13 protein-coding genes are annotated in these 14,952 nt (G+C 65.1%); 3 read left to right on the top strand and 10 right to left on the bottom strand.

The genetic code is table 11. The annotated features are described in order from the left end of the window. The first annotated feature begins 30 nt into the window (after positions 1-30). On the top strand, positions 31-1,284 hold the full coding sequence (locus tag J7346_RS09245; protein ID WP_209119623.1) for a UbiH/UbiF/VisC/COQ6 family ubiquinone biosynthesis hydroxylase: 1,254 nt from the start codon (positions 31-33) through the stop codon (positions 1,282-1,284). Between the two features lie 224 nt (positions 1,285-1,508). Here J7346_RS09245 and J7346_RS09240 read toward each other — a convergent pair whose 3' ends face one another. The 5 genes from J7346_RS09240 to J7346_RS09220 form a co-directional block, all read right to left on the bottom strand. Beyond that, positions 1,509-2,018, bottom strand: coding sequence for a hypothetical protein (locus J7346_RS09240; protein WP_209119622.1), 510 nt, complete (start codon positions 2,016-2,018; stop codon positions 1,509-1,511). A gap of 259 nt (positions 2,019-2,277) precedes the next feature. Further along, on the bottom strand, positions 2,278-2,472 hold the full coding sequence (locus J7346_RS09235; RefSeq protein ID WP_209119621.1) for a Trm112 family protein: 195 nt from the start codon (positions 2,470-2,472) through the stop codon (positions 2,278-2,280). A 46-nt stretch (positions 2,473-2,518) separates the two neighbouring features. After that, positions 2,519-3,178, bottom strand: a complete 660-nt coding sequence (locus J7346_RS09230; protein WP_209119620.1) for an LON peptidase substrate-binding domain-containing protein — start codon at positions 3,176-3,178, stop codon at positions 2,519-2,521. A gap of 10 nt (positions 3,179-3,188) precedes the next feature. Next, the gene (locus J7346_RS09225; RefSeq protein ID WP_209119619.1) at positions 3,189-4,106 is read right to left on the bottom strand and encodes a co-chaperone YbbN; all 918 of its coding nucleotides are present in this window, start codon (positions 4,104-4,106) and stop codon (positions 3,189-3,191) included. Continuing rightward, entirely contained in the window at positions 4,107-4,700 is a 594-nt protein-coding gene (locus J7346_RS09220; protein ID WP_209119618.1) for a prolyl-tRNA synthetase associated domain-containing protein, read from the bottom strand. A gap of 91 nt (positions 4,701-4,791) precedes the next feature. Between J7346_RS09220 and J7346_RS09215 the strand changes: the two genes are divergently transcribed. Further along, positions 4,792-5,532, top strand: coding sequence for a DUF6065 family protein (locus tag J7346_RS09215; protein ID WP_209119617.1), 741 nt, complete (start codon positions 4,792-4,794; stop codon positions 5,530-5,532). Positions 5,533-5,558: 26 nt separating this feature from the next. On the opposite strand, the gene J7346_RS09210 is transcribed toward J7346_RS09215, so the two are convergent. Continuing rightward, positions 5,559-6,110 (bottom strand): hypothetical protein, encoded by a 552-nt coding sequence (locus J7346_RS09210; RefSeq protein WP_209119616.1) that lies wholly within the window; start codon positions 6,108-6,110, stop codon positions 5,559-5,561. Positions 6,111-6,238: 128 nt separating this feature from the next. Beyond that, positions 6,239-6,880, bottom strand: a complete 642-nt coding sequence (locus J7346_RS09205) for a LysE family translocator (protein ID WP_209119615.1) — start codon at positions 6,878-6,880, stop codon at positions 6,239-6,241. 284 nt (positions 6,881-7,164) lie between these two features. Here J7346_RS09205 and J7346_RS09200 point away from each other — a divergent pair, with 284 nt between their 5' ends. Further along, on the top strand, positions 7,165-11,001 hold the full coding sequence (locus tag J7346_RS09200) for a hypothetical protein (protein ID WP_209119614.1): 3,837 nt from the start codon (positions 7,165-7,167) through the stop codon (positions 10,999-11,001). 155 nt (positions 11,002-11,156) lie between these two features. Here the strand turns inward: J7346_RS09200 and groL are convergent, their stop codons facing one another. The 3 genes from groL to J7346_RS09185 all read right to left on the bottom strand — a co-directional run bounded on the left by groL (position 11,157) and on the right by J7346_RS09185 (position 14,790). Continuing rightward, positions 11,157-12,803: a chaperonin GroEL gene (groL, locus tag J7346_RS09195; RefSeq protein ID WP_209119613.1), complete on the bottom strand. Its 1,647-nt coding sequence runs from the start codon at positions 12,801-12,803 to the stop codon at positions 11,157-11,159. Between the two features lie 54 nt (positions 12,804-12,857). Further along, complete coding sequence (gene groES / locus J7346_RS09190; protein ID WP_123288102.1) at positions 12,858-13,145, bottom strand: co-chaperone GroES; 288 nt, start codon at positions 13,143-13,145, stop codon at positions 12,858-12,860. A 136-nt stretch (positions 13,146-13,281) separates the two neighbouring features. Continuing rightward, positions 13,282-14,790 (bottom strand): tetratricopeptide repeat protein, encoded by a 1,509-nt coding sequence (locus J7346_RS09185; protein ID WP_209119612.1) that lies wholly within the window; start codon positions 14,788-14,790, stop codon positions 13,282-13,284. Positions 14,791-14,952 lie beyond the last annotated feature (162 nt).

Raw genomic sequence — 14,952 nt, 5'->3', positions numbered from 1 at the left:
CGGACGGCCCTCCCGGCGCGACAAGGGGGCATGAGCGAGACCACAGACACGGACGTCCTGATCGCCGGCGGCGGCCTGGCCGGGGCCAGCCTGGCCCTGGCCCTCCATCGGGCCGGGCTCGAGGTGACGGTGGTCGATCCCCAGCCGTTCGAGGCCCAGCTGGCGCCCACCTTCGACGGCCGCTCGACCGCCATCGCCTTTTCCACCTACCGCATGCTTCACACGCTCGGGCTGGGCGAGGATCTGGCCCCGCATGCCTGCCGGATGGACCGGATTCTGGTGACCGACGGACGGCGCCCGGGGGCGGCGGCGCACGCCCCGTCCTCGGCCTTCCTCAGGTTCGACGCGGACGAGATCGGCGCTTCCACCGGGGGCGAACCGCTCGGCTATATGATCGAGAACCGCCGTCTGCGCGTGGCGCTCGCGCGGGCGCTGGGCGAGACCGATGTGACCGTGCGCGCCCCGGTCGGGGTGACGGCGGTCGAGACCGGCATCGGCCGCTCCGCCGTGACCCTCTCGGACGGCGTGCGCGTGCGGGCCTCGCTGGTGGTCGGGGCCGAGGGTCGGCGGTCGGTGGTGCGGGACGCCGCCGGAATCGGCATCATCCGTCAGCCCTATGGCCAGAGCGGAGTGGTCGCGACGGTCCGTATGGCCGAGCCCCACGGCAATGTGGCCCACGAATATTTCCTGCCCGGCGGACCGTTCGCCATCCTGCCGCTGACCGACCAGCGCGCCAGTCTGGTCTGGACCGAGCCGACCCGCGCGGCCGAGGCCCTGCGCAGCGCCTCGGACCCGGCCTTCCTCGCCCATCTGACGCGGCGCTTCGGCGACTTCCTCGGCGAGGTCCGGCCCGAGGGGCCGCGCTTCGTCTATCCGCTGGAACTCAGCCTCGCGACCGCCATGACCGCGCCGCGCGTGGCCCTGATCGGCGATGCCGCCCACGGCGTCCACCCGGTCGCCGGGCAGGGGCTGAACATGGGGCTGAAGGATGTGGCCGCCCTCGCCGAGGTGCTGGCCGATGCCCGCCTGCTGGGCGAGGACATCGGCGCCGAGCCGGTGCTGGAGCGCTATGCCCAGTGGCGGCGCTTCGACACCGTGGCGCTGACCCTGGCCTTCGACGCCTTTGTGAAGCTGTTCTCGAACGACATTGCGCCCGTCCGCGCGGTCCGCGACCTCGGCATGGCCGCGGTCAACCGCATCGCCCCCCTGCGCCGCGCCTTCATGCACGAAGCCGGCGGCGCCACCGGCGACCTGCCGAAGCTCCTCAGGGGTGAGGCAGTCTAGATCGTGTACTCATGAGCGACGCGCGACGCCCTCCGAAAAGCGGACTCGCGGACTGTCCGCTATGGGTGGGAAGCGGACAGAATCAATCAGGGTGCTCATTCGCCCTTATAGCTGATCCGCACCACGACTGATGTGAGTCCGAGCAGAGTGATCGCTTGTTCCACGAGCCGGGCGCATTCGCCATTCTCCACAAGCCAGTTGAGAGCACGCGGCGGGTAACGGCGTCAGGAGGCTTGACCGCAGCGGAACCAGTCATTCGATCCAATAATGCGTACCGGGTACTCCTCGATAGTTTCATTGGTGTCCCAAGAGCTATCACCCGGCGTTCCGGCGGTTCGTGCCCAGCGCGAATAGCCCGGCCCCACCCAGAAATACCAGTGCACATGCGGATATTTCATCGACATGTAGCTGGCCGACGGGAGCCCGTAGTGGGGCATTATTCCGATAGCCCGATAGCGCTGACCGCCCGCCAGCCATTCGGCGCTTCTATCGCAAGTACGTTGCATCGAAACAAGGAAGCGCCCCGGGGCCTCAAGGCATTGAACGGCATCGTCTGAACAGTCGATGAGGCCTGAACTCCACCTTGGCGTCGTGACCGTCATGCGATCGACATCGATCGTCATCCCGACATACGCATCGGCATCGTCCCCGGAGGGTGTTGACGCACAGGCCGCGACGAGAAGGAGAACGGCGGGAGCGAATAGTCCGCCGATCAGGAAACGTGAGGACGTCATGGCCAGGCTCTCCTCCTTCATCCTACCCAAGGAGTCGCCACGGCGTGGCGTGACGTGTCAACCTTTACGAATGCAACCCCTTGCTCCCATCCTCAACGGGATTCCCAGTTGCGACCAAATCCCATCCACCTCAGACGGAATCCGGCCCTCTGAGCAGGCGGCGAGCTGACCTCCAAACGTCCCCTTTGAGTCGAAAGCGGACATTGATTTGCCGCTTGTAAGCGGACCCGTAGCGTCGGCGATTTTATGGGTACACACCCTAATCCAGCTGTCGCGCTTCGCCGACCAGCAGGATCGGCACACCGTCGCGGATTGGAAAGGCCAGTTTGGCCCCCTTGGACACCAGCTCCTGTCGCGCCCGGTCATAGCTGAGCGTGCCGCGCGTCACGGGACAGACCAGCACCTCCAGCAGGCGCGGGTCCACGGTCGAGGGGGTGTTGAAACTGTCGCTCATGCCGCAATCATAGAAGCCGCCGCGCGGGCGTCCAGCGGCATGCGGCCTATTGCATCGGGGGCGGATCGTCCTCGTCCCCGCTGTCGGCGGCATTGATGTCCAGCAGCGCGGTCAGGGCCTGCGCCCGCGTGCCCAGATCCTTCGCTTCGATCAGGGCCTGTTTTTCGGCCACCTCGAACGGCAGGGCCATGCACAGGCTGTTGACCAGGGCCTCGGCCGGCGCTTCACGCGCCGTATCCCAGTCGATGTCGAGACCCCGGTGATCCAGGAACCGGCCCAGCGCCTCCAGCAGACCGGGACGGCCGATCTCTGCACTGGACGGCGCGGGAACCAGATCGGCGGCATAGGCCTGAAAATCGGCGCGCACCTGCCGGTAGGGTGCCCGCGCGTCGATCTCCTCGACCGAGGCGAACCGGCACAGCCCGGTGAGGGTGATCATATAGCGGCCGTCGGGAGTCTCGGCGAAGCTGGTGATCCGACCGGCACATCCCACCGGGGCCAGATGCGGCCGGTCGAGGGGGCCGCCGGTGGTCTGGACCATGCCGATGATGCGATCGCCCGCCATGGCGTCGTCGATCATGTTCAAATAGCGCGGCTCGAAGATGTTGAGCGGCAGCTGACCGCGCGCCAGCAGCACCGCCCCGTCCAGCGGAAAGACGGGGATGACCTGGGGCAGGTCGGTCACCTTGACGATGCCCTGGGCCACCGCGCCGGCCCTAGGCGAACAGCAGCGACGACAGGCGACGCCGCCCGTCCTTCGCCACGTCAGAGTTCAGCCCCGCCGCCTCGAACACGGTCAGCAGCTGCTTGCGCGCCGCCTGATCGTTCCATTCACGGTCGGCGCGCACGATCTCGAGCAGGGCATCGACCGCCCCGGCCAGATCGCCGCGCGCGGCCATCAGCCCGGCCAGGTCAAAGCGCGCCTGATGATCGCCCGGATCGGCCGACAGCCGGTCCTTCAGGGCATTGATCTCGCTGTCGTCCGCGACCGGAGCCGCGCCCAGCGACAGCTGGGCCCTCACGCTCTGGACATCGGGGTCGGTCGAATTCGGCCCGACCATGGCGATCGTCTGCAGCGCCTGCTCCCGGTCGCCGTCGGCCAGATAGACCCGCGCCATGCCGGCGATGGCCTTGGGGTTGTCGGGGTCCAGCGTCAGCACCTGGGCAAAGGCCTGGGCCGCCCCGCCCAGATCGTCCAGCGACAGGGACTCCTTGCCCAGCGCCAGCAGTTGTTCGACGTCGGAATTGCCGCTCTTGCCGCCGGTCAGCTTGTCGATGAAGGCCTTCAGCTGGCTTTCCGGCACCGCCCCCTGAAAGGCGTCGACCGGTCGCCCGTCCACGAAGGCATAGACGGTCGGAATCGACTGCACGCGCAGTTGCTGGGCATAGGCCGGGTTCTTGTCGATATCGATCTTGACCAGGCCGATGGCGCCGCCGGCGGCCTTGACCGCCTTTTCCAGCATGGGCGTCAGCTGCCGGCAGGGGCCGCACCAGCTGGCCCAGAAGTCCACCAGGATGGGCCGGCTCATCGAGGCCTCGACCACCTGTTTCATGAACTGCGCGTCCGAGCCGTCGACGATCAGGTCTTCGGGGCTGGCATTGCTGTTCGGCTGGCCGGGGTCGATCAGGGACATTCAGGGTTCCTCGGAATGGGTCGGGGCGTCTGACGCCACATGGTCATCGGGCACGGGATCAGCAACCGGGTCAAGGATCGCAGGGCCGTCTTCCCCTGTGAAATCGACCACCACCGGCGTCCGTTCCAGCAGGGCCAGAAATCGCCGGAAATCGCCCTGGCCCAGGGCGGTGGTCGCCGTATTGGTCAGGGGGTGAAAGTTGACGACCGCCGCGGTCCACAGCGCCCGGTCCAGCACGAACTGCACCCGCCGCTCGACATCATTGATCAGGCCAAAGGCCGTGACCGAGCCGGGCGTCACCCCCAGGGTCTCGACCATGGCGGCCTCGGAGCCGAACGACAGCCGGTCAGAGCCCAGCCGCTTTGCCAGCTTCTTCAGGTCGATGGTCGTGTCCTGCCGCGCACTGACCAGCCACAGCCGGTCGCCCCGTCCCTTCAGGAACAGGTTCTTGGTGTGGGCGCCGGGCAGGGCGGCCTTGATCGCATGGCCCTGCTCCACCCGGAACACCGGCGGATGATCGTGAGTCTGCGGCCGAAGACCATGGCCGGTCATCCAGTCCAGCAGGCCGTCGCGGTCGAGGGGCGGGGTGGGCATAGCGCTCATCCCCCGATCATAGGTTTTGACCGCGCGCGGGGCCACCGGATAGAGGTGGGGTCTGAACCGATGCCGAACCGGAGGGTCCAAGGTGGAACTGGAGTGCTATCCCATGACGGCCCGGCCGCCGGACATGGTCCCGGGGCGCCAGTCGCGCGCCTGGATGGACGCCTTCGCCAGCCGCCACCCCTATCGCTGCCTGCCGCTCAACATGGCCAATACGACGGGCTGGGAGATCCTGTGCCCGGTCGACTTCACGGCCGAGTGGAACGGTGGCCCGCGTCAGGAAGATATCCGCATCCGCACCGACCGGGTGAACACCGACCTCAGCCACTTCGTCACCTCGCACTTCTCGCGCGGGGTGATCACAATGCATCCGCAATATCTGTTCCGGACTCCGCCGGGCTGGCAGATGATGGCGACCGGCGCGCCCAATCACGTCAAGGACGGCATCCAGCCCCTGACCGGCCTGATCGAGACCGACTGGCTGCCCTTCCCCTTCACGATGAACTGGATCTTCACCCGCCCCTGCACGGTCAAGTTCGAGCGCGGCGAGCCCTTCTGCTTCATCACCCTGATCGAGGCGCGCAAGGTCGAGCAGTTCCAGCCGGTGATCCGGTCGCTGGAGTCCAATCCGGGCATGAAGGACCAGTTCGAGGCCTGGAACCGCCAGCGCACCGACTTCAACCAGCGTCTGGCCAAGGGCGATCCCGAGGCCGCCAAGGAGGCCTGGCAGCGCTATTACTTCAAGGGCGAGATCCCCGAGGATCTGGGCTCGGCGCCCGAGACCCACGCCAACAAGCGGCGCCTGAAAACACCCCGGCTGGGCTGACCCGGCCGGGGCGTCCTCAACTGGCCCTAGCGCGCGATGCGCGGAGCCAGGTTGGCGATCACGTCGCGCGCGTCAAAGGCATTGGGGTCACCGGCGGGCTTCGGCCCCCGGCCCATGATGATCTCGGACGTCGCCTCGAAGCGGTCGATCTGGCGCACGTTCACATCGTCCCAGAACGGGTCGTAGCGGCTCCACGCCCCGCCCCGGTAGAAGCGCCAGTAGGGGCTCCAGCCGCGATAATACCGGTCATAGAAGGGGTCGCGCGTCCCGACATAGCGGGTGTCGCGGTCGGTCGCCCGGTCCACCGTGGCGAACCAGTCATAGCCCTCCTGCACCGTCAGCTCGGCGGCGCGCAGCAGCAGCGACATTTCGACCTGCTCGCGCGAGGTCACGGAGTTGCCGGCAAAGGCCACGCGGAAGCGGTTGGCCTCCAGCCGCTGCTCGGCATAGCCGCCCGAGCGACCGGGCTGCATGGGTCCATAGGCGGTCGGCGTCGCACAGGCCGCGACCGTCAGGGCCAGGGCGCTGGCCGCCACCGCGAACAGCGCGGGGCGACGAAGAGTCGAACGAAGGGTCATGGTCATCTCCGAAAGCGAGGGGCGTCCGGGACAACAGGTGCGCTCACCCGCCGCCCGAAACAAGAGCTTGGCTGTCCCCAGCCAGGGCCTTTTCACCTGAACGAAGGCTGAACGCCCCCGGTTCCGCCTCAGACCCGAAGGCCGATCAGCACCGCCGCCAGCAGCAACAGCCCCCCCACGGCCGCATCGAACCCGCGCCGGAACCCCGGCGCCGTCATCCGCCGCGCCAGCGCCGCCCCGCCCAGGCCATAGGCATTCATGGTGATCATATCCATGCCGACGGTCGCCAGCGCGAACAGCGCCAGCTGCGGCCCCAGCGGCCGCCCCAGATCCAGAAACGGCGGCAGCACGGCGGTAAAGAACAGCACCGCCTTGGGATTGGCCAACTGCACCATGAAACCGTCGAAAAACGCACTGCGCCCCAGCGTCAGGCTCGGCCGCTCGGGCCTCCCCGGCACCGCCCCGCGCACCGCCGCCCACAGCGCCTTGCCGCCCAGCCAGGCGACATACAGCGCCCCGCCCACGGCGATCAGCCGGAACGCCTCGGGAAAGGCCAGCACCAGCGCCCCCAGCCCCAGCGCCGCCGCCGTGAACCACACCAGGGTCGCCAGACTCATGCCCAGCACCCCGACCACCACGGCCCGCTTCCCCCGCGCCATGCCATTGGCGATCGAGAACAGATTGGCCGGCCCCGGCGTCACCGCCAGCACCGCCATCACCCCCAGAAAGGCCGCATACCGCTCCGGATCGACAGGCAAGACATAGGTCATGCCGCCCGATGAATGAGGCCACGGGTGCGGTCAAGAGCCACCTTACGTCTCCTCCCCACGCGTGGGGAGGGGGACCCTGCGTAGCCTTGGCGAAGCAGGGTGGAGGGGCTCTTTCCACACGCACCACCCCTCCCAAAGCGTCGGCGCGCCCGCGCGTCCGACATGCCCAGCTACCCCGCTGTCGGAATTCGCCGGCTCAGCAGGCGAATCGAATAGCCTGTTTGAAAGGGCCGGGGCGATAGTCGATGAAGGAATCGGCTTCTTGAATTCGATCGGCATCGCAGATGATTTTCGAGGTTACCCCCGCGCATATCCAGGCGCTTAACGACGTCGACCTTCGCACGCTCATAGGTCATCTCGCCGAGCGGGAGGTCGTGGCTGCCGGGCATTCGGCGGCTGCGGTGACGTACGGTGGCCACCAACTCGCGAAGGATGGTGGTATCGACGTTCGTGTGGCGTTAGCGAGCGGAAGGATCAAGGGTTTTGTCCCGCGGCTTTCCACTGGGTATCAAGCAAAGGCGGAGGACTTTAGCGCGGCGGCGATCAAGAGCGAGATGCGGCCCAAGGGCGAACTTCGAGAGAGCATTCGTGACCTCGGCAGGAGTGGAGGGGCGTATATAATTGTCAGCTCGAAGGGGTCGGTCTCCGATTCAAGCCTGGAAAATCGGAGAAAGGCGATGGCGGAGGCTATCGCAAACGAACCAGACGCCAAGCCGATTTTCCTCGATTTTTACGACAAGCGACGCTTAGCCACTTGGACGAACCAACACCCCGGTATCATTCCATGGGTTCGGGAGAGAGTGGGCCAGCCCCTTTCCGGATGGAGACCGTTTCAGGACTGGTCCAGCTCTCCGGAGAATGAAGACGGGCAGTACCTATTGGATGAAGGTGTTCGCCTTGTTGACCCACACCAAACCGGCGACGGACTGACGGCCGAAGAGGGAATCAATCGGCTCCGTTCGATACTGAGCGAACCCAAAGGCGTAGTACGTTTGGTGGGCCTGTCCGGAGTCGGAAAGACACGGCTAGTCCAAGCCCTATTCGATGATCGGGTAGGTGCGGCGCCACTAGACAGACATCTCGCAGTCTACACTGACATGGGGGACAATCCTGACCCCGTACCAGGAGAACTCCTGAGCAGGCTTCAATCTAACGGGCAGAGATGTATCTTCATTGTTGATAACTGCGGTATTGAACTTCATCGCAATCTTGCCACCCGTTTGTCGGCTAGCAATTTAATAAGCCTGATAACAGTAGAATACGACATTAGTGACGATGACGTCGAGAACACTGATGTGTTCATGCTCGAGCCTGCATCCAAAGACGTAATCGAAAGAATTTTGAATTTGAGGCATCCAACCCTCACAAACCCGGAGATCCGGACAATAGCTGATTTCTCTGAAGGAAACTTCAGGATTGCCTTGGCTCTGGCGAATACCTCGAGGAGTGGACAGTCGCTTGCGAACCTTAGAGACTCGGAGCTCTTTAATCGGCTGTTTCGGCAGAAAAACGAAGATGACCCCGCACTACTTCGGGGGGCGAAGATCTGCTCCCTTGTCTATTCATTCGATGTCGAAACAAGCGAGGGTGATAAAACTGAGCTGCCACTGCTAGCGGCGTTGGCCGGCCAATCTGTCTCAGAGTTCCATGGTCACGTTGCTGAGCTGAAGAGGCGACAGCTCGTACAGGTCCGCGCGCGATGGCGAGCGCTGCTCCCTCATGCGCTGGCGCATCGGCTCGCGAACCTCGCGCTGGAAGACCTGCCTCCCGGGGATATACAGACGTTTGTGGAGGCTGCGCCCGAGCGCCTTCTGAAGTCGTTCTCGCGCCGCTTGGGATGCCTACACGACAGCGCCCATGCACAAAAAATTGTGGGCGAATGGCTCGCAAGTGGAGGAATGATCGCGGAAGTGGAGAGCCTTAATCCGCTGGGGATGGTCATCCTTGATAATGTCGCGCCCGTTCATCCGGAAGCTGCGCTGAATGCAATTCAGCGGGCCACAGCGAGCAGCACGGGGGTTGTTGAAAACAATCCGAACGCCAGCGCGTTGGTTCGCCTTCTTCGTTCGCTAGCCTACGAACCCGCGCTGTTCGACGAGGCAACAAGATTGATTGCCGAGTTCGCCCGATCGAAAACACAGTCGAACAACATGAGCGACGCAGTAAATGTCTTTAAATCGCTGTTCCACATTCATCTATCAGGAACCCACGCTGCTCCGAAGCAGAGAGCGGATCTTCTCCGGAAGCTAGCCTCCTCGGGGGCAGATTCAGACCAAGCTCTCGTGTTGGCAGGGCTGGATGCCATGCTCGAGTGCTCCCACTTCTCATCCAGCTACGGATTTGAATTCGGTACGCGCAAGCGAGACTACGGTTTCCACCCTCGCACCTATGGAGAGCAATGGGATTGGTACGCGGAAACCTTTTTGCTGGCGGGCGACCTTGCGGCTCTTCCGGCGATGAGAACTCCAGTTCGCTCGATGGTGGCTGCCCAGTTCAGCTACCTCGCGCCGCGTGTGCGGCTCGATGACCTGATCGCACTTGCGGAGCGGTTCGTGAGCGATGGTGGATGGCCTGAAGGATGGGCGGGTGTCTGCCGCGCTTTGCGCCAAGCCAAGAAGGCCGAGATTTCCGAGAGCGTGCGTAAGCTCAGTGCTTTGGAGTCGAAGGTTGCGCCAGGATCGCTAGCGCATCGGATAGCAACCTATGTGTTGCCCGCGCGATGGAGCGCATTCGACGTCGCCGACATCGATATCGAAGACGAGAAGCGATACGGAAGAGCTCAAAGGAAAATCGAAGAAGTTTGCGAAGGCATTGGTGCTGAGCTGGCCCGAGACTTGGGAGCCCTTCGGTTGCACATCCCGGATTTGCTAGCGTCAAACTCCGACAGGGTCTTCACGCTTGCCAAGGCGGTCGGGAAGCAGACCTCTGACGCCGGCACTGCTTGGAAAATCATCGAAGACGCCGTGCTCTCAGCTGAGCGGAACACCACGATATACAACGTCCCTAGCGGGTTCCTGCTAGGGCTATCTGAGCGTGATCGCGATCACGCCAGCAAGCTGCTCGATGCCGCGCTCGCGAAGCCTGAATGGCATCCATTCCTGCCTCAAATGCAACTGAGTGTGGGCTTGGACAAGGCAGGAACCGAGCGCCTGATTGCCGTCGTGCAGTCGCCTGCCCTTCCCGCGGGAAACTTGGGTGTTCTGATCGGCGGGCGGGCAACGGACGACTTGGAAGGAGAGGACTTCAAGAAACTTATGGCGTCGATCGCGGCCAAGGAAGACGGCTTCGGCGTAGCGATCCAGATTCTGTACATGCGACTGTTTTCTTTGGGATCGGACAAGAAGCCTGTCTCAGAGGTTGAGCGAGACGTCGCGCGGCTTCTGCTTCCGGAAGCTATGTTCGACGATAAAAAGAACCGGGAACCCCACATGTTGGCGGAAGTCGTGCGGCTCTGTCTCCGCAATCCGGAAGATACCGAACTTGCTAGGGGAATTTGCCAGCGTCTCCTAGCTGCGATTGGTGAATGGAAGGTGGCCCCGTGGGACTTCAGCGAAGTCGTGACCGAGCTGGCCGCCAGTTTTCCACGAGTGGTTTTGGAAGCAGCTTTCGAGCCGGATGAAGCCGAAGCAGGGTCGCGTCGTGGACTTTTCGGACACTTTCGGGAGAGCCGCCCTTGCCCGCTTCGGAAGATCGCAGATGATGAACTACTCGGTTGGGCGCTTGAAAGGCCTGAGACGCGCTTCCCGGCACTCGCAGCATCCGTTCTTGGCTGGACGGGCACGAAGAGCGATTTGATCCGCGACATCGCGCCCGAGGATGAGGACGAGACTAGAGGATTGAAATGGACGCCGACCGCACTGCGTTTAATCCATGAAGCACCTAACCCGGTTGTTGTTCTCAAAGAGTTTGAGGAGAACTTCCGGCCATCGAGTTGGAGCGGATCGCTCGCGGAAATTCTTTCCCGTCGCGAAGCTCTAATATTAGCGCTCGCCGATGATCCGGACCAACGAATTCGGGATTGGGTACAAGCTGCTATTCCGAAACTTCGCGACGAAGTCGAGGCGACCAGGAAGTGGGAGGCAGACAACGACCGAGAGCGGCACGAACGGTTTGACTGGTAAGTTACGCAGTGGGTCAGCCATGACCCCCCAACAAAAAAGGCGCCCCGGTCTCCCGGAGCGCCTCTTCTGCTTGTTCAGCCTGAGTGGCCGGACGTCCCGGCTCGGGCTCGGGAGGCGCTGAGGCGCCTCCCTCGTTGGCCGGGTGACAGACTTCCTTAAAAGTCCATGCCGCCCATGCCGCCCATGCCGCCCATGTCGGGGGCGCCGCCGGCCGAGGCCTTCTTGGGGGCGTCCGCCACGGCGGCTTCGGTGGTGATCAGGATGCCCGCGACCGAGGCCGCGTCCTGCAGGGCGGTGCGGACCACCTTGGCGGGGTCGATGACGCCCATCTTCACCAGGTCACCATACTCCTCGGTCTGGGCGTTGAAGCCGAACGAGGCGTCCTTGTTCTCCAGCACCTTGCCGACCACGATCGAGCCTTCGACCCCGGCGTTTTCCGAGATCTGACGGATCGGGGCCTGGATGGCGCGGCGGATGATGGCGATGCCGGCGGTCTGGTCGGCGTTGTCGCCGGTCAGGCCTTCCAGCGCCTTGGTGGCCTTGAGCAGGGCGATGCCGCCGCCGGGGACGATACCTTCTTCCACCGCGGCGCGGGTGGCGTTCAGGGCGTCGTCGACGCGGTCCTTCTTCTCCTTGACCTCGACCTCGGTCGAGCCGCCGACGCGGATGACCGCGACGCCGCCGGCCAGCTTGGCCAGACGTTCCTGCAGCTTCTCCTTGTCGTAGTCCGAGGTGGTGTCCTCGATCTGGCGCTTGATCTGGGCGATGCGGGCCTCGATGGCGGCCTTTTCACCCACGCCGTCGACGATGGTGGTGTCGTCCTTGGTGATGGTGACCTTCTTGGCCTTGCCCAGCATGTCCAGGGTGACGTTTTCCAGCTTGATGCCCAGGTCTTCCGAGATCACCTGGCCGCCGGTCAGGACAGCGATGTCCTCCAGCATGGCCTTGCGGCGATCGCCGAAGCCCGGCGCCTTGACGGCGGCGACGCGCAGGCCGCCGCGCAGCTTGTTGACCACCAGGGTGGCCAGGGCCTCGCCCTCGATGTCCTCGGCGATGATGACCAGCGGACGGCCCGACTGCACCACGGCTTCCAGGATCGGCAGCATGGATTGCAGGCTGGAGAGCTTCTTCTCGTGGAGCAGGATCAGCGGCTCCTCGAGGTCGGCCTCCATCTTGTCGGCATTGGTGATGAAGTAGGGCGACAGGTAGCCGCGGTCGAACTGCATGCCTTCGACGACGTCCAGCTCGGTTTCGGCGGTCTTGGCTTCTTCAACCGTGATGACGCCTTCGTTGCCGACCTTTTCCATGGCCTTGGCGATCATGTCGCCGACTTCCTGGTCGCCGTTGGCCGAGATGGTGCCGACCTGGGCGATTTCGGAGTTGGCCGAGACCTTCCTGGCGTTGGACTTGACCTCGGCCAGCACGGCGGCGACGGCCTTGTCGATGCCGCGCTTCAGATCCATCGGGTTCATGCCGGCGGCGACCGACTTCAGGCCTTCCTGGACGATCGACTGGGCCAGCACGGTGGCGGTGGTGGTGCCGTCACCGGCCTTGTCGTTGGTCTTGGAGGCGACCTCGCGGATCATCTGGGCGCCCATGTTCTCGAAGGCGTCTTCCAGCTCGATTTCCTTGGCGACCGAGACGCCGTCCTTGGTCGAGCGCGGGGCGCCGAACGACTTCTGGATGACCACATTGCGGCCCTTGGGCCCCAGGGTGACCTTGACGGCATTGGCCAGGACGTTGACGCCCTTCAGCATCTTGTCGCGGGCGTCGGTGTTGAACTGTACGATTTTGGCGGCCATGTGCGGCAGCTCCCTATCTATCTGTTTGTGAGGGTGAAATCAGGCGCCGGGTGCTCAGGAAAGCACGCCCAGGACGTCCGATTCCTTCATGATGATCAGGTCTTCACCGTCGATCTTGACCTCGGTGCCCGACCACTTGCCGAACAGGATCCGGTCGCCGGCCTTCAGCTCCAGGGCGTTGACCTTGCCGCTGTCGTCACGGGCGCCGGGCCCGACGGAGACGACCTCGCCCTCCTGGGGCTTTTCCTTGGCGGTGTCGGGGATGATGATCCCGCCCTTGGTCTTGGATTCTTCTTCCACGCGCTTGACCAGCACGCGGTCGCCGAGAGGACGAAACGCCATCTGTGTGTATCTCCCTTTGGAATGGTCCCCCGCCCCGGCTTTGGCAGCCACAGGTCGAGAGTGCTAATGCGGCCTGCACGTAGGGTCGCGACCCCCGGCCCGTCAAGGGTCCGGCCCGGTCAGGCTGCGAAAATTGTCAGGGGGTCTGCAGGGTTTCTGCGAGGTCCCAGCTGGCCCGGACCTGCTGGGCGAACAGGGGCGCGGCGCGGCGCAGGGGGTCACGCCCCTCCAGCACCATGCCGTTGCGGGCGAACAGATCCCGCCGCGCCGGTCGCAACACGGCCAGGGCCTCGGCCGGCCGGTCCCGGTCGGTCAGGAAGCCCGCCATGGTGCCGGCCAGACGCGTCGCCTCGGGATGGCCGGGCGCGAGGCGCGCGGCCACGATGGCCTGCGCGCGGCGGTACAGACCCTCGGCCACCCCGTCGTCCCCGGTTTCCGCCAGCGCCAGCGCCCGCCCCTCCAGCGTCGTGACCAGATCGGGACTGTCGGCGCCCAGGCCCGGCTCCAGCACCGCCAGCGCCTCGCTGAACAGCGGCAGGGCCTCGGCATGACGCCCCTGCCCCGACAGGGTGATCGCCAGATTGGCCCGCGCAATGCCGGTAAAGGGATGCTCGGGCCCGGCCAGCTCCAGCGCCATGGCCAGCACCCGCTCGAACACCGGCTGGGCCTCCACATCGCGGTCCGCCATATGCAGATACCAGCCGAAATTGTTCAGCAGCTGGGCGAGCAGGAAGGGGTCGCCCACCCCTTCGGCAATGCCCACCGCCCGGGCATAGGCGGCCTCGGCCTGCTCCATCCGGCCCGTCCGGCGCAGCACATTGCCGAGATTGCTGAGCACCAGCGCCACCGTGTCGCTGTCGCGCCCATAGGCCACCTCATAGACCGACAGGGCCCGGCGGAAGATCGGCTCGGCCTCGGCGAACCGGCCCTGGGCCATCAGGGCATTGGCCAGCTGGTTCATCGTATCCGCGGTGAACGGATCATCGGGGCCCAGCAGGTCCAGCCTCAGGCCCAGTCCCAGCCGCGCGGCCGTCTCGGCCTCCGCGAACCGCCCCAGCGCGTCCAGCGCCCGGCCTTCCTCGAACAGCAGCTCAGCCACCACCACCCCGTCGCCATGGTCGGCCAGCAGGGCCCGCGCCCGGGCGATATTGGTCAGCGCCGCCTCATAGCGCCCCTGGATGTAATAGAGCTTCCCCTGAATCTGCAGCGGCAGGACCAGCGCCGGATCCTCCGGTCCCCGAGCGTCCTCGATCACCCGGACGGCCTGTGTCAGGGCCTCGCCCGCACCCTCGACCCGGCCATCCGCCAGCCTCAGCCGCGCCACATCGATCCAGGCGTTCGACGCCTCGACCGGCTGGTCCAGTCGGGCAAAGGCCTCGGCGGCCGAGACAAAGCCCGCCTCGGCCGCGGCGACATCCCCGGCGTCGCGTGCGGCCGCGGCCGCCTCCAGCGTCTGTCGGGCCAGCGCGTCGGGCGTGGAGACCCGGACATCGGTCGGCGGGGGTGGCGGCGGAGGGGGTGGGGGCGGTGGCGGTCGATCCTGCGCCATCGCCGCCTGGGCCAGCAGCAGCGCGACCAGCAGGGTCCCCGCTGCCAGCAGCAGATGGGCCAGACTTCGACGAAGAGGGGCGGCGCGCGCGATCATCGGCGGCAAGGTGCGCCGAACACCGCTTTCATACAAGGGCGTGCGCCTTGACGGAATCTGACCGGATGAACGGCGGATGAACGGTCCCCTCCCGGCGGGTTCAGGCCCGCGCCCCCAGTATGGCCTCATGAGCTTCACGCCACCTTCAGGAAAGGGACACCC

The organism is Brevundimonas sp. A19_0 (assembly GCF_017744255.1).
Lineage (GTDB): Bacteria > Pseudomonadota > Alphaproteobacteria > Caulobacterales > Caulobacteraceae > Brevundimonas.
The sequence above is the reverse complement of the archived record's forward strand: the minus strand, read 5'-3'. Positions and strand labels throughout refer to the sequence as shown.